Source organism: Nocardia sp. NBC_00508, assembly GCF_036346875.1.
Lineage (GTDB): Bacteria > Actinomycetota > Actinomycetes > Mycobacteriales > Mycobacteriaceae > Nocardia.
In genome coordinates this window covers 6,733,080-6,756,076 of record NZ_CP107852.1, presented here as the reverse complement: position 1 = coordinate 6,756,076, position 22,997 = coordinate 6,733,080, and the positions used below count along the sequence as shown (strand labels likewise).

At 63.9% G+C, this 22,997-nt stretch carries 4 protein-coding genes; 1 reads left to right on the top strand and 3 read right to left on the bottom strand.

Annotated features, from left to right (window positions below):
* Positions 1 to 580 precede the first annotated feature (580 nt).
* Positions 581 to 1,213 (top strand): LysE family translocator, encoded by a 633-nt coding sequence (locus OHA40_RS30285; protein ID WP_330230244.1) that lies wholly within the window; start codon positions 581 to 583, stop codon positions 1,211 to 1,213.
* Between the two features lie 92 nt (positions 1,214 to 1,305).
* Here OHA40_RS30285 and OHA40_RS30280 read toward each other — a convergent pair whose 3' ends face one another.
* The 3 genes from OHA40_RS30280 to OHA40_RS30270 form a co-directional block, all read right to left on the bottom strand.
* Entirely contained in the window at positions 1,306 to 4,740 is a 3,435-nt protein-coding gene (locus OHA40_RS30280) for a protein kinase domain-containing protein (protein ID WP_330230243.1), read from the bottom strand.
* Positions 4,741 to 5,254: 514 nt separating this feature from the next.
* Positions 5,255 to 5,452 (bottom strand): hypothetical protein, encoded by a 198-nt coding sequence (locus OHA40_RS30275; protein WP_330230242.1) that lies wholly within the window; start codon positions 5,450 to 5,452, stop codon positions 5,255 to 5,257.
* Positions 5,453 to 5,589: 137 nt separating this feature from the next.
* Positions 5,590 to 22,980 (bottom strand): helix-turn-helix domain-containing protein, encoded by a 17,391-nt coding sequence (locus OHA40_RS30270; RefSeq protein WP_330230241.1) that lies wholly within the window; start codon positions 22,978 to 22,980, stop codon positions 5,590 to 5,592.
* Positions 22,981 to 22,997: the final 17 nt, after the last annotated feature.

The following is a 22,997-nucleotide window of genomic DNA, read 5'->3' as shown; positions in this document are numbered from 1 at the left end:
CCTACAGAGACCCGCCCGCGGGTCACGGCCGACGGTCACTGCTGGCGGCGGCTGGGAGCGGCATTAATATTGCCATGCACGAGATGGCGTATCAATTTAGTTTTTCTTCATGATCATGAACTTTCCCTACATGCAGCCACCCCACCACCATCCGCGACGGCTGCAGGCAGTGCCCCGACAGTCCCCGGAGGCGCAGATTTGAATCGCCTGTAAGTCGATTTATTGCAAACTCCGCGGCCCTTTTTCAGGCAACCCTAAATCTGATCGCGATCAAACATCATGTGCCAATTCCGCGACGTCTGTAAAGCCGCTCCTCCTTGATTGGATTAGGTTCAGCTACCCAATGTTCATCTTGGTCCCGACGCCCTGCCGCAGGTGCAGCCGGACGGCTTCCTCTGCGCCGATTCCGTCCGCGAGTCGCTGGTACTGCATGAGGCCGACAGCCTACAGCCGCGGACCATCGCCGGGCGGTAGATAACTGATTCAGACGAGCTGCTTCGGCGTCAGCTTGCGTGCGGGCGACCGTCAATGGCTGCCAGAGGCTTGCGTAGGATGGGGCGCATCGGATTAGCTCCTGAGCATGACCCACCCCGTGCTATTTCTACTGGCGGCGGTCACGCTCGTCGCCATTCCGGGACCCAATCACCTATACATCACCGCGCGTAGTATCGCCGAAGGGCGACGTGCGGGGATCGCGTCGGCGTTGGGTGTGGAGACGGGAACCCTGCTGCACGTGACGGCGGCAGCGGCCGGGCTGTCGGCGCTGATCGCGGCCTCCGCCACGGCGTTCGGGTTGTTGCGGTACGCGGGTGCGGCCTATCTGCTGTATCTGGCGTTCCGGGCGTTGCGCGGCGGCAACGATCGTGAAGAACCCGTGATGCCGTCGAGCTCACTAGGACGCGTCTACCTCGACGGGGTGCTGGTCAACGTGTTCAACCCGAAGGTAGTGCTGTTCTTCCTCGCCTTCCTTCCGCAGTTCGTTGACCACCACGCCGGTGCGGTGCCGCTGCAGATCGCGGTCCTCGGCCTGGTGACTGCGCTCTTGGGACTGGGCTCGGACGTTGTCTACGCGCTGGCTGCCGGATCGATCGGCGGCTGGCTGCGGGCCCGGCCTGCCTTCCGCCGCCGCCAACGGTACGCCACTGGTCTCGTCTATCTGGGTCTCGGCGCGGTCGCCGCCTTCGCCGACACGCCAGCACGCCGCGCGGTGTGAATTACCGGCGGCGGTAACCGCAATCATTCTCGCCGCCCACCGCCATGACTGTGAGCAGTCCGAGCCGCGGCGGAGGCGTGTCCTGATGAGCCCTAGTCAACGGTTTGGTTAGTCGTGGTGCTGCTTCGCTGGAGGAGTTGCTCGAGGAAGATCGCTACACGCGGTGTGGTCCCAGGGTGGTCGTAACGGGCGAGGACCGCGTTGATGTTCGGGCCGGAGTCGGACACAACGCGCACCATGCGCTGCTCGGCGCATCGGGCGAGTGGTGGGGCCAATGCGATTTTGGCTGCTTCGGTCTGCCCAGCGGCCCATAAGCAGCAGGCGTGCATCAGCTGTGCTTGTGTCAGCGCGCGTGGTCGGTGTTGAGTCCGGATTTCGTGAACCATTTGCTCTGCGCGACGGAGAGCTTCATCCGTAGCAGATATGGTTCCCATTGCCAGGAGTAGGCGTATTGCGGAGTCTTGGTCCAGTTCGGCTGTGGCCGATCGGATGGTGTTGTTGTGCTTGATGTACAACGGCAGATGCAGGAGGAGGCCACAAGTTTCTTCTGGGACCGGTAGGCCGATCCTGATGCGTTCGTTAGTGATTCGAGCAGCCAAGCGCGGTACCGACTCGGCATCGGCAATCGCCTCACCCTCGATGAGCCGCTGTTGTGCGGCGTCGATATCGCCGCGCAGCGCCTTGATCCGTGCTCCGATTCCGAATGTGGCCAGCTGGAACCAGACGGCGCCGCCGTAGCGACCGAGTTCAGCACCAGCATCGAGCAGTTCCTCCGCGTCATCGAAGTTTCCCTGTTCGTACCGGAGGGCGCCAAGCAACACACCGGACAGCAGCGAGCCGTAGGTTTGCGAGCCGCTCGGACGCGCCAGGGCGATCGCCGCTTCAAAATGTTGCTCCGCGCGGACGAGGTCGAGTTGTTCGGATGCTGCCAGGCCCGCGATGCAGTGGCCTTCCATCACACCGAAGGGGCCTTTGCATCGACTGTGATAGGGCTTCGCCCACTCTTGCCAACGCCGGGCGCCGGAAAAGTCGAAGCGGTTGAGGGCATCAATGGAGGCGAGATTCGCCGTGCCGGTGGCGATGAATGGGGTCGGCGCTTGCTCCAGATGCTCTTCCAACAACTTGGATAGGCTGGTGAACCGGTCGGTCATGAATTGCTCGGCCCCAGCCGCAACCTCCGCTTCGATGCGAAGGACGACTTCCTCATCGCCGTGTGCCGCAAGGGAATCGAGCGCGATATGCGCGCGACGGAGTGCGATCCGGATTCGTTCTGGCCGCTGCAGTCCGACATATGCCCATGCCAGGCAGACCTGTAGCCGCGGTCGAGACTCCGTCAGCTGCTCAGGTAGCTTTGCCATCAGGCCGAGAAACGTGGCCATGCATAAGCGTTCGATCAGATTCATGGCATGCTGCTCAACCAGTTCCACCGCGTATTCGGGTTCGCGGGCGGCGAGCGCGTGATCGACTGCGGCGGTGAGAGTGTCGTGTTCGGCGAACCATTCGGCTGCCCGGTGGTGCAGATGTGCGAGCCGTCCAGGGTCACTTCGGACGAGCCTACGTTGCAAATAATCTGCGAACAGCCGGTGGTACCGGAACCATTCTGCCTCCTCATCCAGGCAGCGCAAGAATAGATTCCGATCTGCTATCTCTTCCAGCAAATCCTGGCTGTCCGAGCAGTCGGAGAGCCGGGTCGCCAGATCCGCGCATACCCTGTCGGTGATTGCGGTGGCCATAAGGAAGTCAAGCATCGACGGCTCCAGGGAGGAGAGGACATTCTCCGCGAGGTATGCCGCAACAGCGCGATGACGGCCGGTGAGGTGATCGATGAATGTGGCCGGATCGTCGTACTGTCGCAGCGACAGCGACGCCAACTGAAGCGCGGCGGGCCACCCCTCGGTCGAGTCCTGCAGCCGGCTGACATCATGGGCCGTGAGCGGCAGGGCGTTGGCTTCCACCAGGAAGGCGTTGGCCTCCGAGACATCGAAACGCAATTCTGAGGCGTCGATCTCGACCAGTTCGTCGCGTACACGCATTGTGCTCAGCGGAAGGCCTGTCCGTGTTCGGCTGGCAATCACCAAGCTGACGTGATGACAGCCGTTTTCGAGAAGGTAATCGATGGCTGCGTGGGTGCTTGTGCTCTTGACTTGATGCCAGTCGTCGATGAATATCAGCATAGCCCTGTCGCTGGAATGGATTTCATCGATTAACGAGGATAATACGTACCTTGTTGAGTCGGACGCTCTCTCTTCGAGCAGAGTGCCCAGTTCCCGCGCCAATTCCGGGCGTGCGCGGCGGATGGCTTCGACCAGGTGGGACAGAAACCAGACGACGTTGTCATCGTCCGAATCGGCGGTAAGCCATGCCACGGACATTCCTTCAGATTCCACATCCCGGGCCCATTGTGCAGCGAGGGTGGTTTTTCCGAATCCGGCGGGGCCGTGGATCAGTGTCAGCTGCCGGTCCTTACCGCGACGCAGCATTTCCACCAGGCGGGTCCGCTCGATCATGGTGCCGGTAGCCGATGGCGGTCGGAACTTCACCGCAGTGCTCGGCGGCGGGAGAGATGGCAGGGGGCTGGGAGTCCGCAGCCGCGACGAGGTGGTCGACGCGGAAGTTACGGCGATTTCATCGACATTCGATGGTAGGGCGATACCATCCACTGCCTGCCCAGAATCGTGTTGTGCCTGCCGCAGTCGTTCGCCGAGCTCGATCACCGAAGCCGGTCGATCCTTCGGTCTCGGTGCCATCGCCGCTTCGACTGCCTCGCAGACGGCAAGCGGTATGTGCTGGTCACGCAGGCTTGGTGCGGCACCGGTGGCAATGCGGGCGAGCTGGGCCACGAGCGGTTCGCCGGTACGGCGTGCGAATGCGGCACCGCCCGTCAGCAGGCAGTGCAGGGTGGCGCCGAGACCATAGATGTCCGATGCCGAGGTGGGTGTTTCGCCTGATAGCACCTCTGGTGCCGCGAAGGCGGGTGTACCTTGGATTCTTCGTGAGGAAGTCGTTGTTTGGTCCACCAACTTGGCGATTCCGAAGTCCGCCAGTTGAGGTTCGCCGTAGTCGGTCAGCAAGATGTTGCCAGGCTTCACGTCTCGGTGCACAATTCCGATTGCATGCGCGGCGGCCAACGCGCCAGCCATCTTCACCCCGATCGAAAGCACCAGTGGCCAGCGCAGCGGACCCGATGCGCGAAGCACGGTGTCCAGTGAGCCTCGCGCATAAAATGGCATCACGATATACGGCCGTCCAGTGGCCGTGATATCGACCTGCAGCACCTGCACGATGTGCGGATGCCCAGACAATCGTCCCAGCGCGCGCTGCTCCTGGACGAATTGCTCACGCTCGTCGCCGCGGACCTCCGACATGAGCACCTTGACCGCGACGTGACGTTCCAAGGCGTATTCGTAGCAGCGGTAGACCACACCGAAACCGCCGCGACCGATCTCTTCGGCCTCGCCGAAGCCTTCCGCTGCCAACTCCGCTGCGAGACCAGTGGGAAGGTCCTGCTGGGTCGCGGCCTCGTCCAACTTCGCCCTCGGATCCCCCCGGTCACCGCGACCCGGCCCGCCCTGCGGAGGCCGGACTCGAAATTTGAGCGGCATAGGTCCGCTGCGGCGCTGTCGAGCCATATGATCACCTGGGTACCAGGGTACAGAACTCGACGTGTTCCGAGTATCGGTACTGGGCGTCGAGGCTCGTGAGGTTGGCGTAAGAGTTGTACGACCTGTACATCCACTCGTGGCCTCAAGGGTAGGCGTCGCGAAGAGCCGATCCAGGTCGCTTCCCACGCTTCCGTTGCCGGACCATGCTGCGTAGAGGCTGCCCTCACGGAGGATGCCGAGGGCTTCGTTGATCAACAAGGGGCGGGTGATCCATCCGCCACGGCCCACGACGCTGACCGTGGAGGTCTTTAGAAACATGCGACCACCCCGATGAACCAGTCGCCGGCAATGTGACGCAACTGGTCGACCCGGCACCGGAGACATCGTGGAGCGATACCGAAGTGCGTCGGATGGGACCGTGACACGCTGCGAGCTGGTGTCACCCATCGAGCGGTCGCAACCCGCGAAGCGCCACATGGCAGTGGAATTCGGCATCGAGGGCCTGCCCATTCAGCATTACCGGCCCGATGCGCATGTTGCGGAGGTGTTCGCCGCCGAGGCGCGGCGCCAGCACCTGGCCGCGCAGGTCATTGTCGTGGCGGCGGGGATGAACCCTTTTCCCGCCGCCTCCTGCCATGACAAACACTACACCGCAGAAGACACGATCCCTTCGGCAACACCATTTCCTGAGGCGGACCGGCGCGCTTGGTGTGCGCTCGATTGCACTGGCTCAGGTGGCGGCGGCGTTGACACCTGCTGCGGTCAAGCCGACGCTCAGTTCGGGTTGCCGTCCGCGATGAGACGGAGCGCCTCGGCCCTTCTATCATCGGATTTTTTCGACTGGCGAGTGGTGCCGAGGTGAAAGCGCCGTGCTGCCATCGCGACGGGGATGGTCAGGTCGAATTCGTCCCGAAGCCGCCGCAGGAAGGATAGACCAGAAAGGTGGCCTGCCTCGACCGCGAAAACACTATCCTCCCTTACGCCGAGTCGGCGGGCGAACTGCTGCTGGGACAGCCGAAGATAGAATCGTATGTCGCGCCACCAGTCAGGCTCTCGATCTTGTTCGTAGTCGGCCGAGTTGGGAATGGCTTCCCCGAATGGATTCATCCGGTATCTGTGTCCCCATGCCTCGGCGAGATTGTTCCAGGGACCCGCGCGGTGCAGAATTCTATCGTAGACCTTCAGTACGTGTATTTCGAGACTTGGTTGGTGGACCCCCCCTCTTCGGCGGTAAAGAGTGTGCTCATAATTGACTCCGAGTATTTTCGCCACACTCGTCAACGACAGGCTGTTTACTTTGCGGAAGTACTCTGTGTATTCTTCCAACGATTCAGCGACGGAAAACGAAGGGAATATCAATGATTCCCTGGCCAGGTCGAAATTCTCGGCAACTTCATCGCGCGTCACTTCATCGAAAAGGATCTCGGAGAGAGCATCGACTTCTGTTCTTCGGGGTTGGTATATCCCGTTCTCCCAATGACTTACCGTGCTATCGGACTTTCCGACCGAGTTGGCGAGTTCCTTTCTGCTCAAGTTCTTGGATTCGCGTTTGAATCGAATGTATTCGTTGAAGAGTGGGTGGCCTTCGGGGTATTTCGGCTTGCCGTCTGGTGTCAGGAGTTCGGGGTAATGGCGTGCTGCTGTGGTGTAGAACTCGCCGACGTGGCGGAGACGGCGTAGTAGTGCTCGCAGATGGATGAGGTCCAGTTCTATTTCGCCGTGTTCGGCGGCGTCCCATGTTCCGGGTCGTGCGTGGGTCAGGTCGTCCATTCGTCTCGATGTGACTGCCAGGTAGCGGCGTAGGGCCGTCAGCCATGCTGGTTTGTCTTCGCCGCGTTCGGGGAACTGTCCGATCGGTGCGAGGCGGAGATCGTTGCGATCGAGGCCGATCTTGGCAAGCCACCGTTCTACTTGGCTGTCGGTCAGCTGATGCATCGCGACGTACTCCGCGAACCCTTGCTTGGGTTGCCCCGACTCATCGGCCAGCCGCGCCCGGCACCACTCCACCAACCGCTGCTCGTCCGGAGACCGAGGAACTGCCGGCTCCGTAGTGGTTTCGTTCTCGTTGCCCTCCGCGAGAAGGCGCTGCGCCTCGGCCCGGGCCTTGCTGGATTCCTTGTTCGCCCAGGTAGCGGGGTGAAAGCGCCGCGCCGCCGACGCCACGGGCTCGGCGAGGTCGAAGGCATCTCGAAGCCTTCCCAGGACGGCCAGGCCAGACCTGCGACCCTTCTCGATATCGTCAACCGACGGCTGTGATATTCCGAGCCGGCGGCCGAACATCGACTGAGTCATCCGAAAATAGCATCGTACCGCATGCCACCAGTCGTACTCTCCTGCGAAGTCGGCCGAGCCAGGAATGGTTTCTCCGTTGGGATTCATCCGGTAGCTGTACCCCCACGCGTCGGCCAGGTCGTTCCACGGACCCGCGAGGTGCAGAACACGATCCCAGATATTCAACATGTCGGTTTCATCGCTCGGCCTACTCCTTCCTGCTTCCTGGTCAATTATTGTGGAAATGTCGACGTCGAAGATTCGGGCCGCGTCACCTGTCGTAAGATTGTTCACGTGCCGGAGGTGCCGTGAGTAATCGCCGAATGATTCGGTAGCGCGCAGTGACGGAAATATCAGCGACTCTCTGCGTAGGTGGGTGAAGTTCTCGGCCAGCTCATCGGGCGTTACGACATAACGAGAGGGTAGCGCTTTGTTGAAGGCTGTTACGTTTTCTGTCGTGGGCTGACGGATTTCGTTTTCCCATCTGTAGATCGTCGACTTCGGCTTGCCGAAAAGGTTGGCAATCTCTTGCAGGCTAAGGTTATTGTGTGTGCGCCTGAAGCGAATATATCCGGCTATTCCGGGATATCCTTCGGGGTATGCGGGAACACCCTCCGGTGTCAGCAGTCCGGGATACAGCCGGGCCGCGTCGATGTAGGTTTCTCGGGCGTCGGGGATGCGGCGGAGCAATGCGCGGACCTGGGGGAGGTCCAGCTCTGTTTCCCCGTGTTCGGCGAGGTTCCATGTTCCGGGCGGTGCATCGATCAGTTCGTCCATTCGTCTGGATGTGACTCCGAGGTACCCTCGTATGGTCGGCAGCCAGGTTGTTGGGCTGGCGTCGGGTGTGGGGAAGTGTCCGATCGGTGCGAGGCGGGAATCGTTCTTGTCGAGGCCGAGTTTGGCAAGCCACAGTTGTACCTGGCTGCCGGTCAACCTGAACATTTGGACAAACTTCTCGAGCCCTATCCGCGGCTGTCCCGGCTGCCCGATCAACCGGGCCTGGCACCACTCCGCAAACCACTGCTCCTCCCGCGACTGCGGAACTCGGAGCCTGTCTGCGGCGGGCGATAGATTGGGTAGCTCGCCCGATTCAATGGGTGTTGGGGCAGGCGACGGATGGGGTAGCTCGGCTTGAGTGGTCTGCGGCCGTGCGGCGTGTTCGGGCGCGACCGCAGTTGCCAGTCTGCGGATCGCAGCCCAAAGCTCGAGGTTCTCGCCTGCGTTCTCGCTGGGTACGAACCTCCGGGGTTGCGGGTCGCGGTGTGTGGGCCACATTTGGCGGATACGCTGCTGCTGGCGGGGGTGTAGAGCCTCTTGGATGAGCTTGAGCAGCGTTGATTTGGGTACCGTGGCCAATGCCTGTGCTACCGGATCGACCTCCTCGACACCAACACCGGCGATATAGGCGTCTCGGATACGTTTCCGGAACTCGTCGAACACGCGGTGTTCGGCCATCAGGGTTCGGGTGATGACAGTGATCGCTTGCTCGATGCTTCGATCGCCCAGCCGGGTAAGGCTATCCACTAGCCTCGAGCATGCCTGGTCGGTGATCTCTCGCGCCGTCTGCTGTTCGCCCACCCGAGCCAACACCCATCCGAACACCGTGTTACCGATGTGCCGCTGGACGAGGTCGGTTGCCTGCTCCGGATGACCTTGCGCGACATGTCGTTGCAGCAACTGCCGCAGTTGCCCGTCCGGCGCCTCGCCCGGGCCGGTTACTTTGCCGGTAGCGGTTCGGTCTTCGGATCGCTTTCCCGGCGCGGCCGGCGCCGGCGCGCCGGAAGTTGCTTTCGGCTTGTTCGAGTCCGCGGCATCTCCTTGGGCCCATTCCAGCCCGTCGCGGCGGCGGACAACCTCATCCGGCCGAGGTCCACGGTTTCCGAATGCCCCGGCCTCGGGTCCGTTCCGATCGGCCGCGTGGAAGGCGATCTCCGTTGCGGGCGGACGCCAGCCGCGCCCCGGCGTGCGGCTGGCGCTCCATGGTGTCAGTCGGCGGCCGGTGGTGTTGGTGGCGGGTTGTTGTGGTCCGCCCTCCGTGCTGGCGGCGGCTATTGCTGTGTCGAGTTCGAGGACTGCCCAGATGTCGTAGCTGTCCGAGTTCGTCGCTGTTCCGGTGTCCATGGCGCGCAATCCGTATCTGGCCAGGTCCGGTTTATGGAGCGTGTTGATCGGCGGCGTTGGTGGTTCACCGGTGCCCCAGACTCGGAGGCCGATGCGGAGAATTTCGGCTTGTTCGTTGCCGTTGTGGACCATGACGAGTGTGAGTAGCAGCGTTGCACGCGCGCCCGGCTCGATCCCGTGCAGGATCATTTCCTCGACGATCGTGTTCACCGTGGTTTTGATCTCGTCGGGCCAAAAATTTTCCATCAAAATGTGTGCGGCGGCGCGGCCCAGGCCCGCGGCCAAACCGGTGTGCATGCCGGGCTTGATGTTCACTCCACGCATTTCTGCGTGGAGTTCGGGATCACCGTGCACGGTGGCGGCATCACGGAGCCTCAGCTGGTCGCTGCCGTGGATGGGTGCGAGCTGCTGCAGTGGTTGCCCCTCGCGTGCGGCCTTGCGAATGATCGGTGGGCCCGCACCGGCTTCCGGTATTTCGAAGAGGATACGTCGGTCGCTGGTGGAGACCTCTGTGTCGCCCCAGACGTGGTCGAGGATGATTCCGATCGACGGGCCGTCGATCGTGGTGCCGTCCAGTCCCCGAGCGCGAAGGTTGACGTAGTGATCCAAAAGCTGACCGGCAGCCTCGGACGCTGTATTCGCAGCTGCGTCCTCCGACCAGCTCCCTAGTGCCGCCTTCACCAGTCGGCGGGTCTCGTCGGCGACATAGTTCAAGGCAGCCGGGATGGGCACACCGGTGACGGCAGGCCGGCCCGGCGTTGTTGTGCCGGGCCCAGCAGTAGGTGACTCTGCGGGCAAGTCAACAGGAGCGGATGTAGTCCTATTTTGCTCCGAACTCCCACTAGAGGACAAATCACTACCGTCCGCGTTGAATAGGGCGAGTTCATCCACCCGCGCCGGTTTCAGGTGCAAGCGGTCGTCCCACGGGTTCTCCACGATGCCGCTGGTAGAGGGTGGGACCGCGCGCGGGGGCGTCGGCTTGCGGAACCATGGTGTCGTAAGACCACGCTTTATGGTCGATTCATCATCCGGAACGGTCCCTGCCGTGCGGGTGGAGCGCAATGTCGATCCGTCCGGAATGTGCTCAGACCGCCTGTCCGACTGTGTGCCCGGTTCCAATTGCCGTGTCTCGACCGGCGATTCGCGAACATTCTGATTGAGTGCTGTCGCCGGACCTCCTCCTGAGGGCGGCTTGTGTTTCCCGCCACCTCTGCCGGGAGGAGGTTGGAGGTAGCCGTAGACGTACCTCCGGTCATCGGCTCTGATGTAGGCCTGGGTCAGTGTGCAGGATGACCCTAGGATGAGGACTTCGAACGTGGCGGTGATCGGTTCCATCAACAGAGCCGGAGTGCCCTTTCGGGCCAATAGGAAACCGATGTCGCTGTCGTCCAGTCTGTCCGACGGGATGGTGCCGAGCTCGGCGGAGAGGTATTTGGCAATCGGTAGCCGTGCCCCAGGCAGGGATTCGGGGTTGGCGTAGTCGACGGCATCCAGGTTGAGCGGGATCATGACGATCATGTCTCGGGGAAGGGGCATGAGCCGCATGGCCTTACCGACACGCCGCACTCGGTCGTGGTCGGCATGGCCGGCTGGCACCGATGTGGGATCGTAGGCATTGATCGCCGCGTATCCGAAGGGGCCGGAAGCCCGATCCTTCGCCCACCGCAATGCCCGTAATGTTCTTTCGTCGAAGCTCGCGACGAGCGGGTTCCAGTAGTTGCGGGCGAACGCCTTCGCCGCTTTCACGGTCTCGAAAACCAGTGCACTGGCAGACAATTCAGAAGCGGCAGCCCAGTGTTTGAATTCGTCGTCGGAAGACGCGTTGAACCGTTGGGGGGAAACGGTCCGGAGGTATCCGTAACGGTGTCCTTCGGTACCGGGAGCGTCGTCTTCGGCGACGGCTGGGCCCGGCTGGGCGTCCCGGTCACCGTCGAGGTGGTCATGGGCCAGCTTGTCGAGCCGCTGGGCCTCTGTATTCAGCTCATGGAACGCAGTGACGTACTGGACCAGGGTGTTGAGCTCAAGCAACGAATCGGCCCGCTCGGCATCCGCGGGCCGGCTCGCATCGGCGATAATCTCCTCTAGCCTCGTGGACAGCTCGTCGGCCTCCATATCGGCCGGAATTCCTAGTTCCTCGCGGATTTCGTCACGTTTGCGTGCCAACTGTTCCAGCGGGGAATCCGGCTTCAGTCCGGCCAAGAGTTCCTCCGGACCCTCGGCCATGTTGTCGAGCAAGTCCCGCGCCTGCTCCCGTAGCGAGTACGCGCGTACGACGTCTGCAAGGCGTTGGGCGTGCCCATCCCACAAATGGAACAGTTCGGTCTGTTCGACCACGGTGTTCAGCTGCGGATACCGCTCCTCGGCGAGCAGGAGTAGCCGGGCATCATCCAGTGACCGGTCTTTGATCGGTGTGCTGCTCTTCTCGAAGATCACCGTCTCCAGCCTCGCGGTCACATCCTCGGGGCTCGCATCGGCTGGAACCCCCAGTTCCTCACGCAAGTAGGTAAGTTCGCGCGTCAACTGCTCCAAATCGGCTGGATCGACCTCGCACAGATCGGCCATGTCGTCGCGCTGCGCCCGCGCGTGCTTGCACCGCGCCTCGGCATCCGCCAGCTCGCGGCGGACCTCGTCCAGCCGCTCGGGCTGATCCCGCCCCGGCCTGCTGAGTGCCCATGCGTTTTCGTCCACGGGATCATCCGGCACCGCATCGGTGTTGGGTGTGTCACCCGGTTTGGGCTGTTTACGGCGGGACCAGCCACCGCCAACCGCGTCGACTTCTGCGAGCTTGTGTACCTGTCTCGGGTCCGGGCGGCCGTGGTTCCACGCTCTGTCGCGGTCGCCGAAGGGGTCTTCGGGGACGCCCACGGCCCCAGGCGGGGCCGCGGGCCGTCGAGGTGCGCGATGTTTGCGACCATTCTGGTCGGCCGCCGTGCCCTGCTGCAAGGAGGTTCGGTTGCTCCGCACATGACTGTTCGTCGTCGGCACTTCTGATGTCTGTGCCGTCTTCTGCGTCGGCTGATCAACTATGGAGTCCGGTCCGTGGGGATGGCGCGCTCTGTTCCATTGGGGGGTCAAATGCTTCATCAGCAGCGAATAAAGCACTCGCTGCCCGTCGGTGGGCTTCGGTCGCTCTCCGTCGACGGGATCCCCCGATTTGAGTACCACGGCGATGACTGACTCTGCCAGAGCTGCTCTCTCGTCCAAGTGCAGATCTCGGAAGGGCGACCAGTGATCATCTCGGTAGCGAGCGTGGCGACTGTGTGTCTTGAACTGCGCCCTCAGCCATTCTCCGAAGTATTTTTCGTAGCCATAGCGCCCTTCGGCTCTTCCTTGGTGCCATCGGGTGAGCAACGCGGGAAATACATCATCCAAAATCGCGCTACCGGCGTCGGCTACCATGATCAATGCGAAGCGGTAACCGGCCTCGTCGAACGATTCACGAGGCTTGAACCTGAATCCATTGACATAGTCGGTGGGATACTTCTCCATGAGATACGTTTGGTTAAAGATTATCTCATTCGCACCGTCGATGGAGTTCTCGTCCGGCGTTGCCATTACCGAAATGTCCATCTGGCGAAAACCTGCCGCGTGGATTTCGACACCGGGGAAAAAGTCACCCATGGCGCGGAGCCCATCGAAGAAGCCCCGGACCTTGTACATCTCGCTACCCTGAATATCGGCCCCTATCACCGGGATGCCGCGTTCGGCCGTGAACGCCGCGGCAAGATCTGGCACATTGTCGTAATCGCGGCCCCTGCGCATCCAGCCGTACCGGTCGAACTCCGGCACGGCAGTATCGGGGAGATCCAGCGACTCCGGGTCGCTGCGCAGTTGCGCGAACAGCAGCCGATACAACGTCCGCGCCGCGTCCGAGGCGTTGTCCCACCCGTTGACCACCACGTCGGCTGTCGCCGCCCGAGCGGCCCGCTGCATATCGAAGCGTTTCGACAAAGCACGTCGTCCGAGGTGAATCGGGCTGCGGGGCTTGATGACAGACTCGCCGAGCTGGCCGCGCACCCACTCCTCGAACGCGGTCTCGTCATCGACTCCCCGCTCAGACCGAGACCTTATGTAGTGGTCGAAGAGATACTGGAATCCACGCTCCCGCACCACGGCGACACCAGTGCCGTACTGGAATCCGCGATGCCGCTGCACGCCGACACCAACGTCGACGAGAACACCACCGATCGCGCCGACAACCGACGCATAGAGTTTCTGGCCGCCAGGTTCGGACGGTGTTCCGATCAGCCGCGGGTCGACGGTTATCGACTCGATGAAAACCTGCCCATGATCGTTGCGATGCGCCGCGACATCGACGCCATTGCCACCAGAGACTTTGCCGACCGTGACGACGGCACCATTCTGTACGACGAACCGTGGATATTCGGTAACCATGTGGTTCAGTCCGCGAGCCACATTCCGGGACGCCTCCGGCCTGTCGTCGAAGCCGACCAGCTCCGCCTGCCACGTGCGCGACAACCACGCCGCGACTTCGACAGCCGTACCGCTGCGCAATACGTCCTCGTCGAGCCAGTCACCGGAATCGTCCAGTGCACGTGCCACACTGTCGGCCCGAGCATCGGAATCCGGATTTGCCACGGTGCGGTCGACGTTGTACTCGAACCACACCGTCTTGCCCCGGTCATGCAGTTCGACACCCCATCCATCGGCGGTGTCGTCCACCATGGTGATGCCTCGGCTCACCGTCCGTGCCGGGTCCAGCGCCGGCAGACGTTGGCTGTTGTCGGTGACCTCGACCCGCACCATGCCCCGATCGATCATCGTCGCGCTCACCCACGCATCCGAATCGGTATGCCGGAACACGTTGTCGACCAACGCCGAGAACGCAAGCTCCGGGAACAAGGACTGACTCCGCCCCGCGCCCGTGAGCTGAACGATGGCCTGCCGAACCTCCGCGACCAACTGCCGCTGATCCCGCCTGATCCGCACACCGGTCCTCAGATCGAGCGGCCCGCGCTCACTGGAGGCATTGATGTGGACACCAGCCCACCAGTCCGGCTTTTGTGTGGGAAGGTAGTCGTCCTGCTCGAGAACGAAGCTGACTTCCCGACCCGGCGGCTTCCGGCGCAACGCGAAGCCCCACGACCAGGCCACTCGCTCCAACTCTGGGACCCAGGAGTCTTGCGGCCCCGGCACATCCGGTGTGGGCAACGTACGGCCTTGGGCGGTGACGGTGCAGTGCAAATCGGCGTAATGCACCGAGATCTTTATTCGCGCGCTGCGGCTGTGACGAAACGCATCGTCCAACAATGCAGAGATCAACCGAACGGCGAGGGGCTGGTGGGGCGCGTTGGGCCAATGCCCTGGCAGCAGACTTCTGATTTCCAGGTGGCCTAGTTCCCATTCCTCTCGGCCGATTGTTATCTCATTCGATGCGGCTCTGTCTCTCGGCGTGGGGCTACCCGGCACCTGCCCGCCCTCGGACGCCTCGCGGGCCGGGGGCAGCTGATGGGGCACGGTGCTCGAGTCCTGTATGTCCCCGGGTTCTGGCTGTTGCTCGTCTCCGCGGACCCCACCGCCATCGACTGCGTCGAGTTGCGTGAACCCGTCGATCTGCGATTCACGGTGATGGAATTCGGTATTCGCCGCCTGATAGCGCGACACCGCCGTCTGCAAGGCTCGATACTGCCGCTCGTGCCGCTTCACGGTCTTCGCATTATCAAGCGTGGGCCACGGCTCGTAATTTTTCAGGCTGTTTTCGTAGTCAGCAGAGCGAAGCGCTGCCAGAGTCTCCGAATACGGCGATGTCTCCACCCGATGGGCGGGCACGGAGAGATTCGGAATGCTCAGATTCGGTCGGCGCCCCGAATCCCGTGCTGCCTCCACCATCTCCACGACCGTGCGCAAATTGGACGCGGCCGCGACCCGGTTCGTCGCTGCCTCGACCAGACTCATCAGTTGCGTGTGCCGCTCGGTCCACTCCGATGCAAGCGGTGTGTCCAGCAGCTGTCCGGCGGCGGCCACGGCACGACCCGCCTCGTGATAGCGCAGCACCGCGTCCCGCAACACCATGGTCCGCTCAGCGACGACGTATTCAGGGGCAGGAGTGTCGCGCCAGGATTCGACGTAACGCTCCAGCCCGGCCTGGTACTCGCCCATGGACCGCAACGCAGGCGACAATTCTCCCGGCACCCAGAGCAGATCGAACTGCTCGATCAGAGCCCTCTCCGCCGCCTTCTGTTCGGCGACCAAGGCCTCGTGGTGCGACCGGATCTGCTCGGCAACGTCGTCGTGGCGGGATACCCCTCCGGACGCCGATTTCTTCCACCACCGCGGCTTGTACCACGCCTGGGCGTCGTTCGGCTTCGCCGATACCGGCAGTCCGGTGTCGACCGCCGCCAACGGATCTACTCGTTCTGCCTCGGCTGCCGATTGTTCCGCGGAGGTGTTGTCACCCGGTGGCTTCTGAGGCCCGAAGGCGTGCGCACCCGCTCCTGGCGGAATGTCCGGATCGGCGGCGAACCACACATCGAGGTTGCGGGGCCTACGCTGCGCGATCTGCCTCCGCTCGGGGAGATCGAGCGCTTCTGCCCGATCCACGTCGTGAAAGGGCTCCACTCCGCTTGGGGGCTGCCAGCCGCCCCCTGCCCGTTTCGGCTGCTCAAGGGGGGCCGACAGGGTCGGGATCTCGTCGGCGGTGGTCACGTGCTGCTCGGGCTCATGCTGGTCCGCCGAGTCGGGCAAACGACGGTCGAAGGTGTTCGACGCGAATATCAGCCCAGTGAGCGCACCGGGATGGTCCGGCACCGGGTCAGTAGACCCGCGCAGCGGCCGGAATCCGAGTCGCGCCACCGCATCCCACACTCGCCGGGCGGCATCCGGGTCGATCACCTCTTTGCCTCGGAGTACGCGGTAGACCGTGGCACGGTTGACACCGACCGCCTGTGCTATATCCTCCACGCGCGCGCGCCGCAGCCTGCCGTCTTCTGGCAGGTCCTCACCAAATGCGGTGCGCAGGTGCTCGGCCAACCGACGAACCGCCGCCTCTCCGAGTCGTTGGGAGTCTTCTGCCCGAAGACCCAGCGCGGCTGTGGCCTGTGCGGGGGAGTATCCCTCCAGGTAGCGCAGTGTCGCATAGGCCGTCAATCTTTCCGGGAGTTCTCCGATCGCGTGCTCCAGCACAGCGCGTGGTATCGCTATCACGTTTGCGTGGCCAGGCGTGTCGGATTCGCGCTGGGGAAAGAGCTCTCGGACCGCTTCCCACACTCGCCGGGCGACAGCCGGATCGACGATCTGCCCGCCCAGCACGGCGTAGACCTGAGTGTCCGTTACACCGGCCCACTGCGCCACGTCCGGCAGCATCACCGGCTGATGCTCGTCCTTGTCGTTCGGTTGGCCGTTTGGTTGGGGTCGGTGCGAATACCCGACGCTCTCGGCCGCGTCGAGCACTTGCCGCGGTATGTGCGGTTCATCGACGGCTCCGCCGAGCAGCACCCAGTGAGCCGTCGCGACGTTAACCCCGGCTTCTTGCGCGACGTCAGCCACGGTGGCGTGCTGTGGCCGGTCTCCCGACTTCGGCCGTGCGGCCGGGTTCTCCAAGATGTCGACCCCGGGATGACCGACACCGGCGTCGGCTTCTCGCTCAAACACCAGCCCGGTGGCCACGTTCGACTCGGATTCCGGAGACGAGGCAGCGGGTCGCAGTCCGAGCCGCCGGACCGCCTCCCGCACTCGGGCGGCTAACGCATGGGGGACCTCATCACCCGCGAGTGCGCGCGCAGCCATATCCGTGTTCGTTCCGGCCAGCCAAGCCACATCCGCGGTGGTTGCCTGCCGCACCGCGCCGTTCACCTCCACGTCGGCTCCAACCGCAGTGGCAAACCGCTGCACAGCGACATCGCCCGCGAATGCAGCGGAAAAATGGGCGCCAAGATAGGCGAGGGCCGACCTGTGCAGCAGGTCGGCATCCACATCGGAGCCGAGCGCGGTCGCAATGTTCTCTGGTGAATCCCCCTCCAGATACCGGATTCTGACGTAGTCGGCCACCTCCGGTGGTAGCTCCTCAATGGCGCTTTGCAGCGCAGAATGGGTCACCACCCGCAGGGCAGGCGCACCAGGCGACTGAGGCCGGAATCCGATCTCGTCGGTTGTTTCCAGCACGCGGGCAGCGGTTTCGGGATCACGGCCGCTCTCCCCTCGGAGCACCCTATAGACCTTCGAAGTGGACACTCCCACCCGCGCTGCCACATCCGCCGCGCCGGCCTCGGACACCGGCCCGGTAGGTGGCAAGACGCGGTTCGAGGGCGGCTGCAGAAGCCCATGACGGTAGGCAGCTTCGCGTACGACACGAGCGGCCTCCGAGGTCAGTACCGGTCCGTTTCGCAAGACCTTCTCGACGGTTGACACGCCTACGCCCGCTTCACGGGCCACTGCGGCACGTGTGATCCTGCCGGTGTAGCCGATCTCTGCGGCCACGGTGAGAACCCACTGTCTGATGTTCTCGTCCACCCTGCCGCGCCCGTTGCCCAGCACTTTGTCGACTGTCGTCAGACTGATACCAGCGGCACGGGCCACGTCCGGTTTGGTGACCTGATCCCGGTACCCGAGCCGAGCGGCCCCTTCCCTCACGCGTGTGACGGCCTCTTCGGCAACCGCGGACCGACCCTGCAACACCATCTCGACGATTTCGTGACTGACACCAACCTCACCGGCTACCTCGGCAATGGCTGCTTGTCGCTCGGCGTCCACCCGCGCACTCTCCGCCGCCTCCGTGTCGGTCGTGGGCGGAGCGGAACCGGTGTGCGGAGCGGTGTGAGCACCGTCGGGCGGCGGATCGCTGCCGACGTCGGGCTGGGGGTTCAGGTGACGGGCAGCAGCGCGCAAGCCCGCTGCCGCAAGGGCGTTGACCTCGTCAATTGGAATGCCCAGCTCGGTCGCAACCTCGCCGGTCCGACGGTCTTTGTAGAAACGCAGTTCCAAGCAGCGAATTTGGGCAGGCTCCGGCTGCTGCATGGCCTCCCACAACTGCGATCGGGTGGCTTCCGTGATGAGGCGGATGCCGGGGTCGGAGGCGGAGACGCCGTCGAGGTCACCGTATTCCGAGGCAAGCCGAGTCCGGAGCCGAGAGAACTGGAGATACTGATTGGTGCGTGCAACGGCGATGGCGTCGAACCATGGACCGGGTGCGTCCACCGAAATTCTGTCCATTCGGCGACCCGCATATGAAAACGTCTCGTCGGTGAGTCGGGCGGCCAGCGAGCTGTCCTGCGTTATCGACGACACGAGTCGCCGAACCGCGTCGTGATAGTGGTCGCGCAAACGGGCGAACGCGGCGGTATCGCCGTCGCGGGCGGCCCGCGCCAACTCCTGAGGAGTGTCGGCGGAGGCTTCGGGCTTCTTGCGGAAGCGGCCCAGACCGTCAGTCATGGGATTTTGGGTGTTGGGCGGCGGCTCAGGCTCGGACCCGCCGGGCGGCGTGTGAAAGGCCAAGGGCCCTTCTATCGGCAACCCCTTCGTATAACGGGCCAATACCATTTGACCACCGTCACCCCGGGCTACGCTTCCTGGGGGAACATCCAGAGCGTCATCCGGTGTACCCGGATACTGCTTCGGCGCGGCCTTCGGCTGAACCGCAGGTCTGACCGGTTCGTCCGGATGCCCTACCGTCGGCACGGGCTGGCTATCAGGCGTACCCGGTGTGGGTCGGCGAGAAGACGCCGTGGCTGACGACTCGGGGAGTGCGCGTGGCGCGTCGTCGGCCTCGTCCAAGTCGAGGCCGAATTCCGACCATCGGATACCGTCCGGCAGAGTCTCTCCGGCGGGGTCGTCGTTGCGCAGCAGGTCGGAGAGGGTGGTGTGCGGGACACTGGTCAGCCGTTCGGCTTCGGGGATATCGGGTCCCGACCGGGCGTGGTAGTCCGCCAGCACCGCTTCCGCGGCCTGCCGCATCGCGTTACCGGCCTCATCAATGGCGTGCTCGCCCTCCGGTGAGTTGTTGGCCGGTGGTTGACCGTCTCCGGCATTGCCGAGTTGATCGGCGGCGATTGCTCGGGTGGCGTTGTTTACCTTTGGCGTTTGCTCGCTGAGCGACTGGTCTTCTCCGGCTGGGCTCTCGGCCTCGGCACCCGGGGCGCCGGGGCGTCCACCGTCCGGCGTGGCATCCGCATCACTAAAATCTGGGCCCCCACCGTGTGGTGTGTGCAGTTCGAACCAGGTGGATTTGCCATACTCGTGCACGGTGGTTCCATAGGCGTGCGACATCAGCGCGACCAACTCACCGCCCCGGCCGCGCTCGGCATCCCAGTCCGGCATCCCGGTTCGCTCCGGGACGACTCGGCTCTCGTCGGTGACCGTGAAACGGATCTTGCGCGTGTCGTCGGTATCCGTTGCCGTGACGGTGACCGCGACCTTGCCTTCGGTCCACCGCAGCGCATTGGCCACCGTCTCCGAGACTAGCAGGTTCGCGGTTTCGATCTCGTCGTCGCTGATGGGAAGCGACCGTACGAATTGCCGGGTATCGCGAACGGCGGCGATTCGCTCGCCTTCGTCACCGACGGCGCCGATCGCTTCGCCGGCCCTGCGCACCACGAACTCTTCGCGGACCAGTGGTGCGGATGGCTGGCTGCGCTTGCCAGGCTTCGGCCGCGGGGCCGGTTCCGGTGCCAGCGCTGGCGGTTCGGGCGTCGGCTGTGGTGGTTCGGGTGGTGGGGGCGGGAGTTGTTCGCGGGGAGTTTTGGGTTTCTTTTTGCGTTTGTCGTCGGATTCGCCGCCCATTGCTGCCTGGGCTTTGAAGATCAGGCGGTTTCCTTGTACCGGGGCCTTGGGCGTGGCACGTTGCGCGCGTGGCAGTTCACCCATGACGGGAACGCCGGTGTCGCGGGGGTTGTATTCGAGGCTGTCCGGATTCCCTTGGGGAGCCATCGGTTTTTCCGGTGAGCCGGGGGTTTCGGGGTTTGGTTCGAGGGCGTACCCGCTGGGCAGGACGGGTGTGGGGTCTGGTCGCTCGGGGTTGGCGTCGAGGTGGGTTGCGGGCGCGGCCGGGTGTCGGCCTGGCAGTGGTTCGGGGACCTCCGGGGGGCGTGGCTGAGCGGAGCCGGGGAGGTTCGCGCGATTGTCGTCGGGGTCCTGGGAGCTGGGAGTGAAGGCAGGTGAATCGGCGGGCAGGCGGGTCGGGGTTGCGGAGGGTACGCGCGGTATTACGGGTATGGCGTTGGCGGGTGGTTCGTCCTCCAGGGGGTAGGAGACGCCGGGGATGGTGACGTAATCGCCCGGCGGGCGCTTCCAATGCTCGGCTCGCTCGGCCGGGTTTTCCCATACGTTGTGTTCCCGGGGGTCGGGCACGATGGTTCGGGGTGTGTCGGGCACGATCGTGCCCGGTGTGGCCGGGAACTCCTCGGGTTCGGCGGGGGGTTCGTCGTCGTTGCCGGGTTGGGCGGTTGCGGCGATCGGGTGCGGTGGGGTGGTAGTTGGTGGGTTTGCGGTGGTGTTGGTTGCCGGGGATGTCGGGGTCGGGGTCGCGTGGGCGGCAGGGTGGTCGGGACCCGGAGTGTGGCCCGGCAGTGTTGCTGGCGCGGTGTACGCGAGGGCGTTTAGTGGGTGTGCTTGTGCGCCAGGGTTATTCGTCTCGGGTGTACAGCCCGATGCGGCGCGTGCGGAGGGGTCGTGGGGATGTTCGGGTGGCCTCGTGTGCGCAGCAGGGTCGTTGGTGTCGATCGCGGCGTGAGTTGCAGACGGCGGGGTATCCGGCGTCGAAGGTGGGTGCCCTTGCGCGAAAAGGTTGTTCGCTTCCGGTGCCGGATGTGTCGACGCCGATGGTACGGACTCTGGTTTCGGCGAGGTTGTGTGTGCGGCGGGGGTTTTCGTGTCGGTCCCGGCGCGTGTTGCGGTGTTCGTGGCGTCGGATACCGGGAGTGGGTTGGTTTGCTGGGCAGAGTTCGGCTCGGGGGCGGGCCGCGGAGGCGCCGCGGGAGGTGTGCTGTCAGGACCTTGCTTCGATGGAGTCGGTGGGCTGTTAGTGCCGATGCGGGATGACGCCGGTGGTGTGGTGTCGGTGGCTTGTTGTGCAGCGGGTTGATTACCTGTTTCCGGTTGATCCGGACTTGGCGCCGATTCCGCGTCGAAATCGAGGTCGACGAGGAGGCGTCGCTTGTGGGGCGCTGCGAGCGGTTCGACAGTGTCGCCAGGTGCAGGTGAGGCAACCGGGTGCTGTGGCGTATCGATCGCCGCTTGCTCTGGCTTCAGCAGCAACCGTGTCTCTCCGGGAGGGCCGATGTAGGTACTGCTGCCGTCCTTGAAGACGAGGATTTCAGCGGTGTGTCCAAAGGGATCCGGTGGTGTGATCGGCGCGTCTGTGATCACGTCGGTGCCCGTCCGCTCCAGGCGCAGCTGTGTGCCGCCGGGTTCGACCCGATTGCTGGCCGACATCGGCCCGCCCACACCGTGTTGGGGTGGGTCCGCGGTCGTGATCGTGCTGTGCATTTGCGTGATGTCCCAGGCCCTCCACCAGCCGCTGTCGGCTGGCAACGAGGACGGCCAGTTCGGTGACGAGGAGTGTGACTGCGAGTACGGCGAACCCGGTTCCTGGTCTGGGCCTTTCCTAGGTGAAGCAGTTCCGCCTCCCTGATCGAGGCCCTTCAGCATCTCCAAGTGCTCGGCATCGGCCATGCTCCCGAGTTCCTCGATGCTCGTCGGCCGCAGCCGACCGGGTACACGGGGCCGGCTGTTGCTGAAGTCGGCGTCAGGATGCGGTCCTGCCGGGATGTTGCGGCGGAGCACTCCTTCGAGGTCGCGGCCGAACGTGTTGACCTCCGCCATTTCAGGCGATACGTATGGTGCCTGACCATCTCCGGATACGGGTTCGGAGGTCTTTCCCTGCGATGGAGTGCTGTCGACAGGTATCCCGGTATCCAGGGTCGCTCGGTTGGCGACCGGCGTCCCGGTGTAGGCGGCAGCTCGCGCCGCGCGCACCCCGGCCCCCACGGAACTGGCGAGACCGGAACCGAACCCGGTCCATACCATGGTGGCAAAATCCTGACCCCGCAATTCACCACCGGTCAGACTCCACGCGGTCAGGCCACCCGCCACACCACCGGAGACACCACCCACGCCGCCCGTCGCCACCGTACCCAGCACGCGTCCGCCCACCCGCATCAACGCAGGCGCTACGACACGAGCAACCTGAACACCCACGAACCCGCCGACAGCACCGGCCGCCGCTCCCAAGCGCACCTGCTCCCAATCCACCGTCTCTCGGTGGCCCTGCGCGATCTGAACCCGCTGCGCGACATAGGGGACGCCGCCACCGATCGCCGCACCGAAGAACACGCCTTTGGTGGCCAGCACCACCCCGGGGCGCTCGAGACTGAACCGCGCCATCCGTGCGAGCATCGCCAGCAGGAACTCGCGCTGCGCGAGTTGCATCGTCGCCCTGCCCTCGGCTCGATGAACAATCGCGGCAGCGATGCTGCCGGGAGGAGGCATCGCCATGTCGATGATTATTTGCGCGAGGATCACTCCCGCGATGCCGATGATCATGTACTGCTGGTACTCGACGGCATTTGCGTTGTCGTACAACTGCCGGGCCCTGCAGTTGTTGTAGTCGATCTGTGCCCGCGTATCGGCAATCAGTTGCCGGTGCTGCTTCTGTATCGCGTTACCGGTTTCGCCCTCGACCGCCTGCGCCAGTCGCTCCCGCGCCGCTTCGAGCCGTTCCACCACTTCCACAAGCCGATTCGCCGAATCCGACCAGGCGTCGGCGGCCTGGCGCTCCGATTCCGGATCTCCGTCCGGAAAGTGCCCGAGCACCAACTCCACCAGCCACTCGGGGAAGC

Excerpts from the sequence above, each read along its gene's own strand:
- OHA40_RS30285 (WP_330230244.1), top strand. The coding sequence starts at position 581 with ATGACCCACCCCGTGCTATTTCTACTGGCGGCGGTCACGCTCGTCGCC.
- OHA40_RS30275 (WP_330230242.1), bottom strand. The coding sequence starts at position 5,452 with ATGGCAGGAGGCGGCGGGAAAAGGGTTCATCCCCGCCGCCACGACAAT.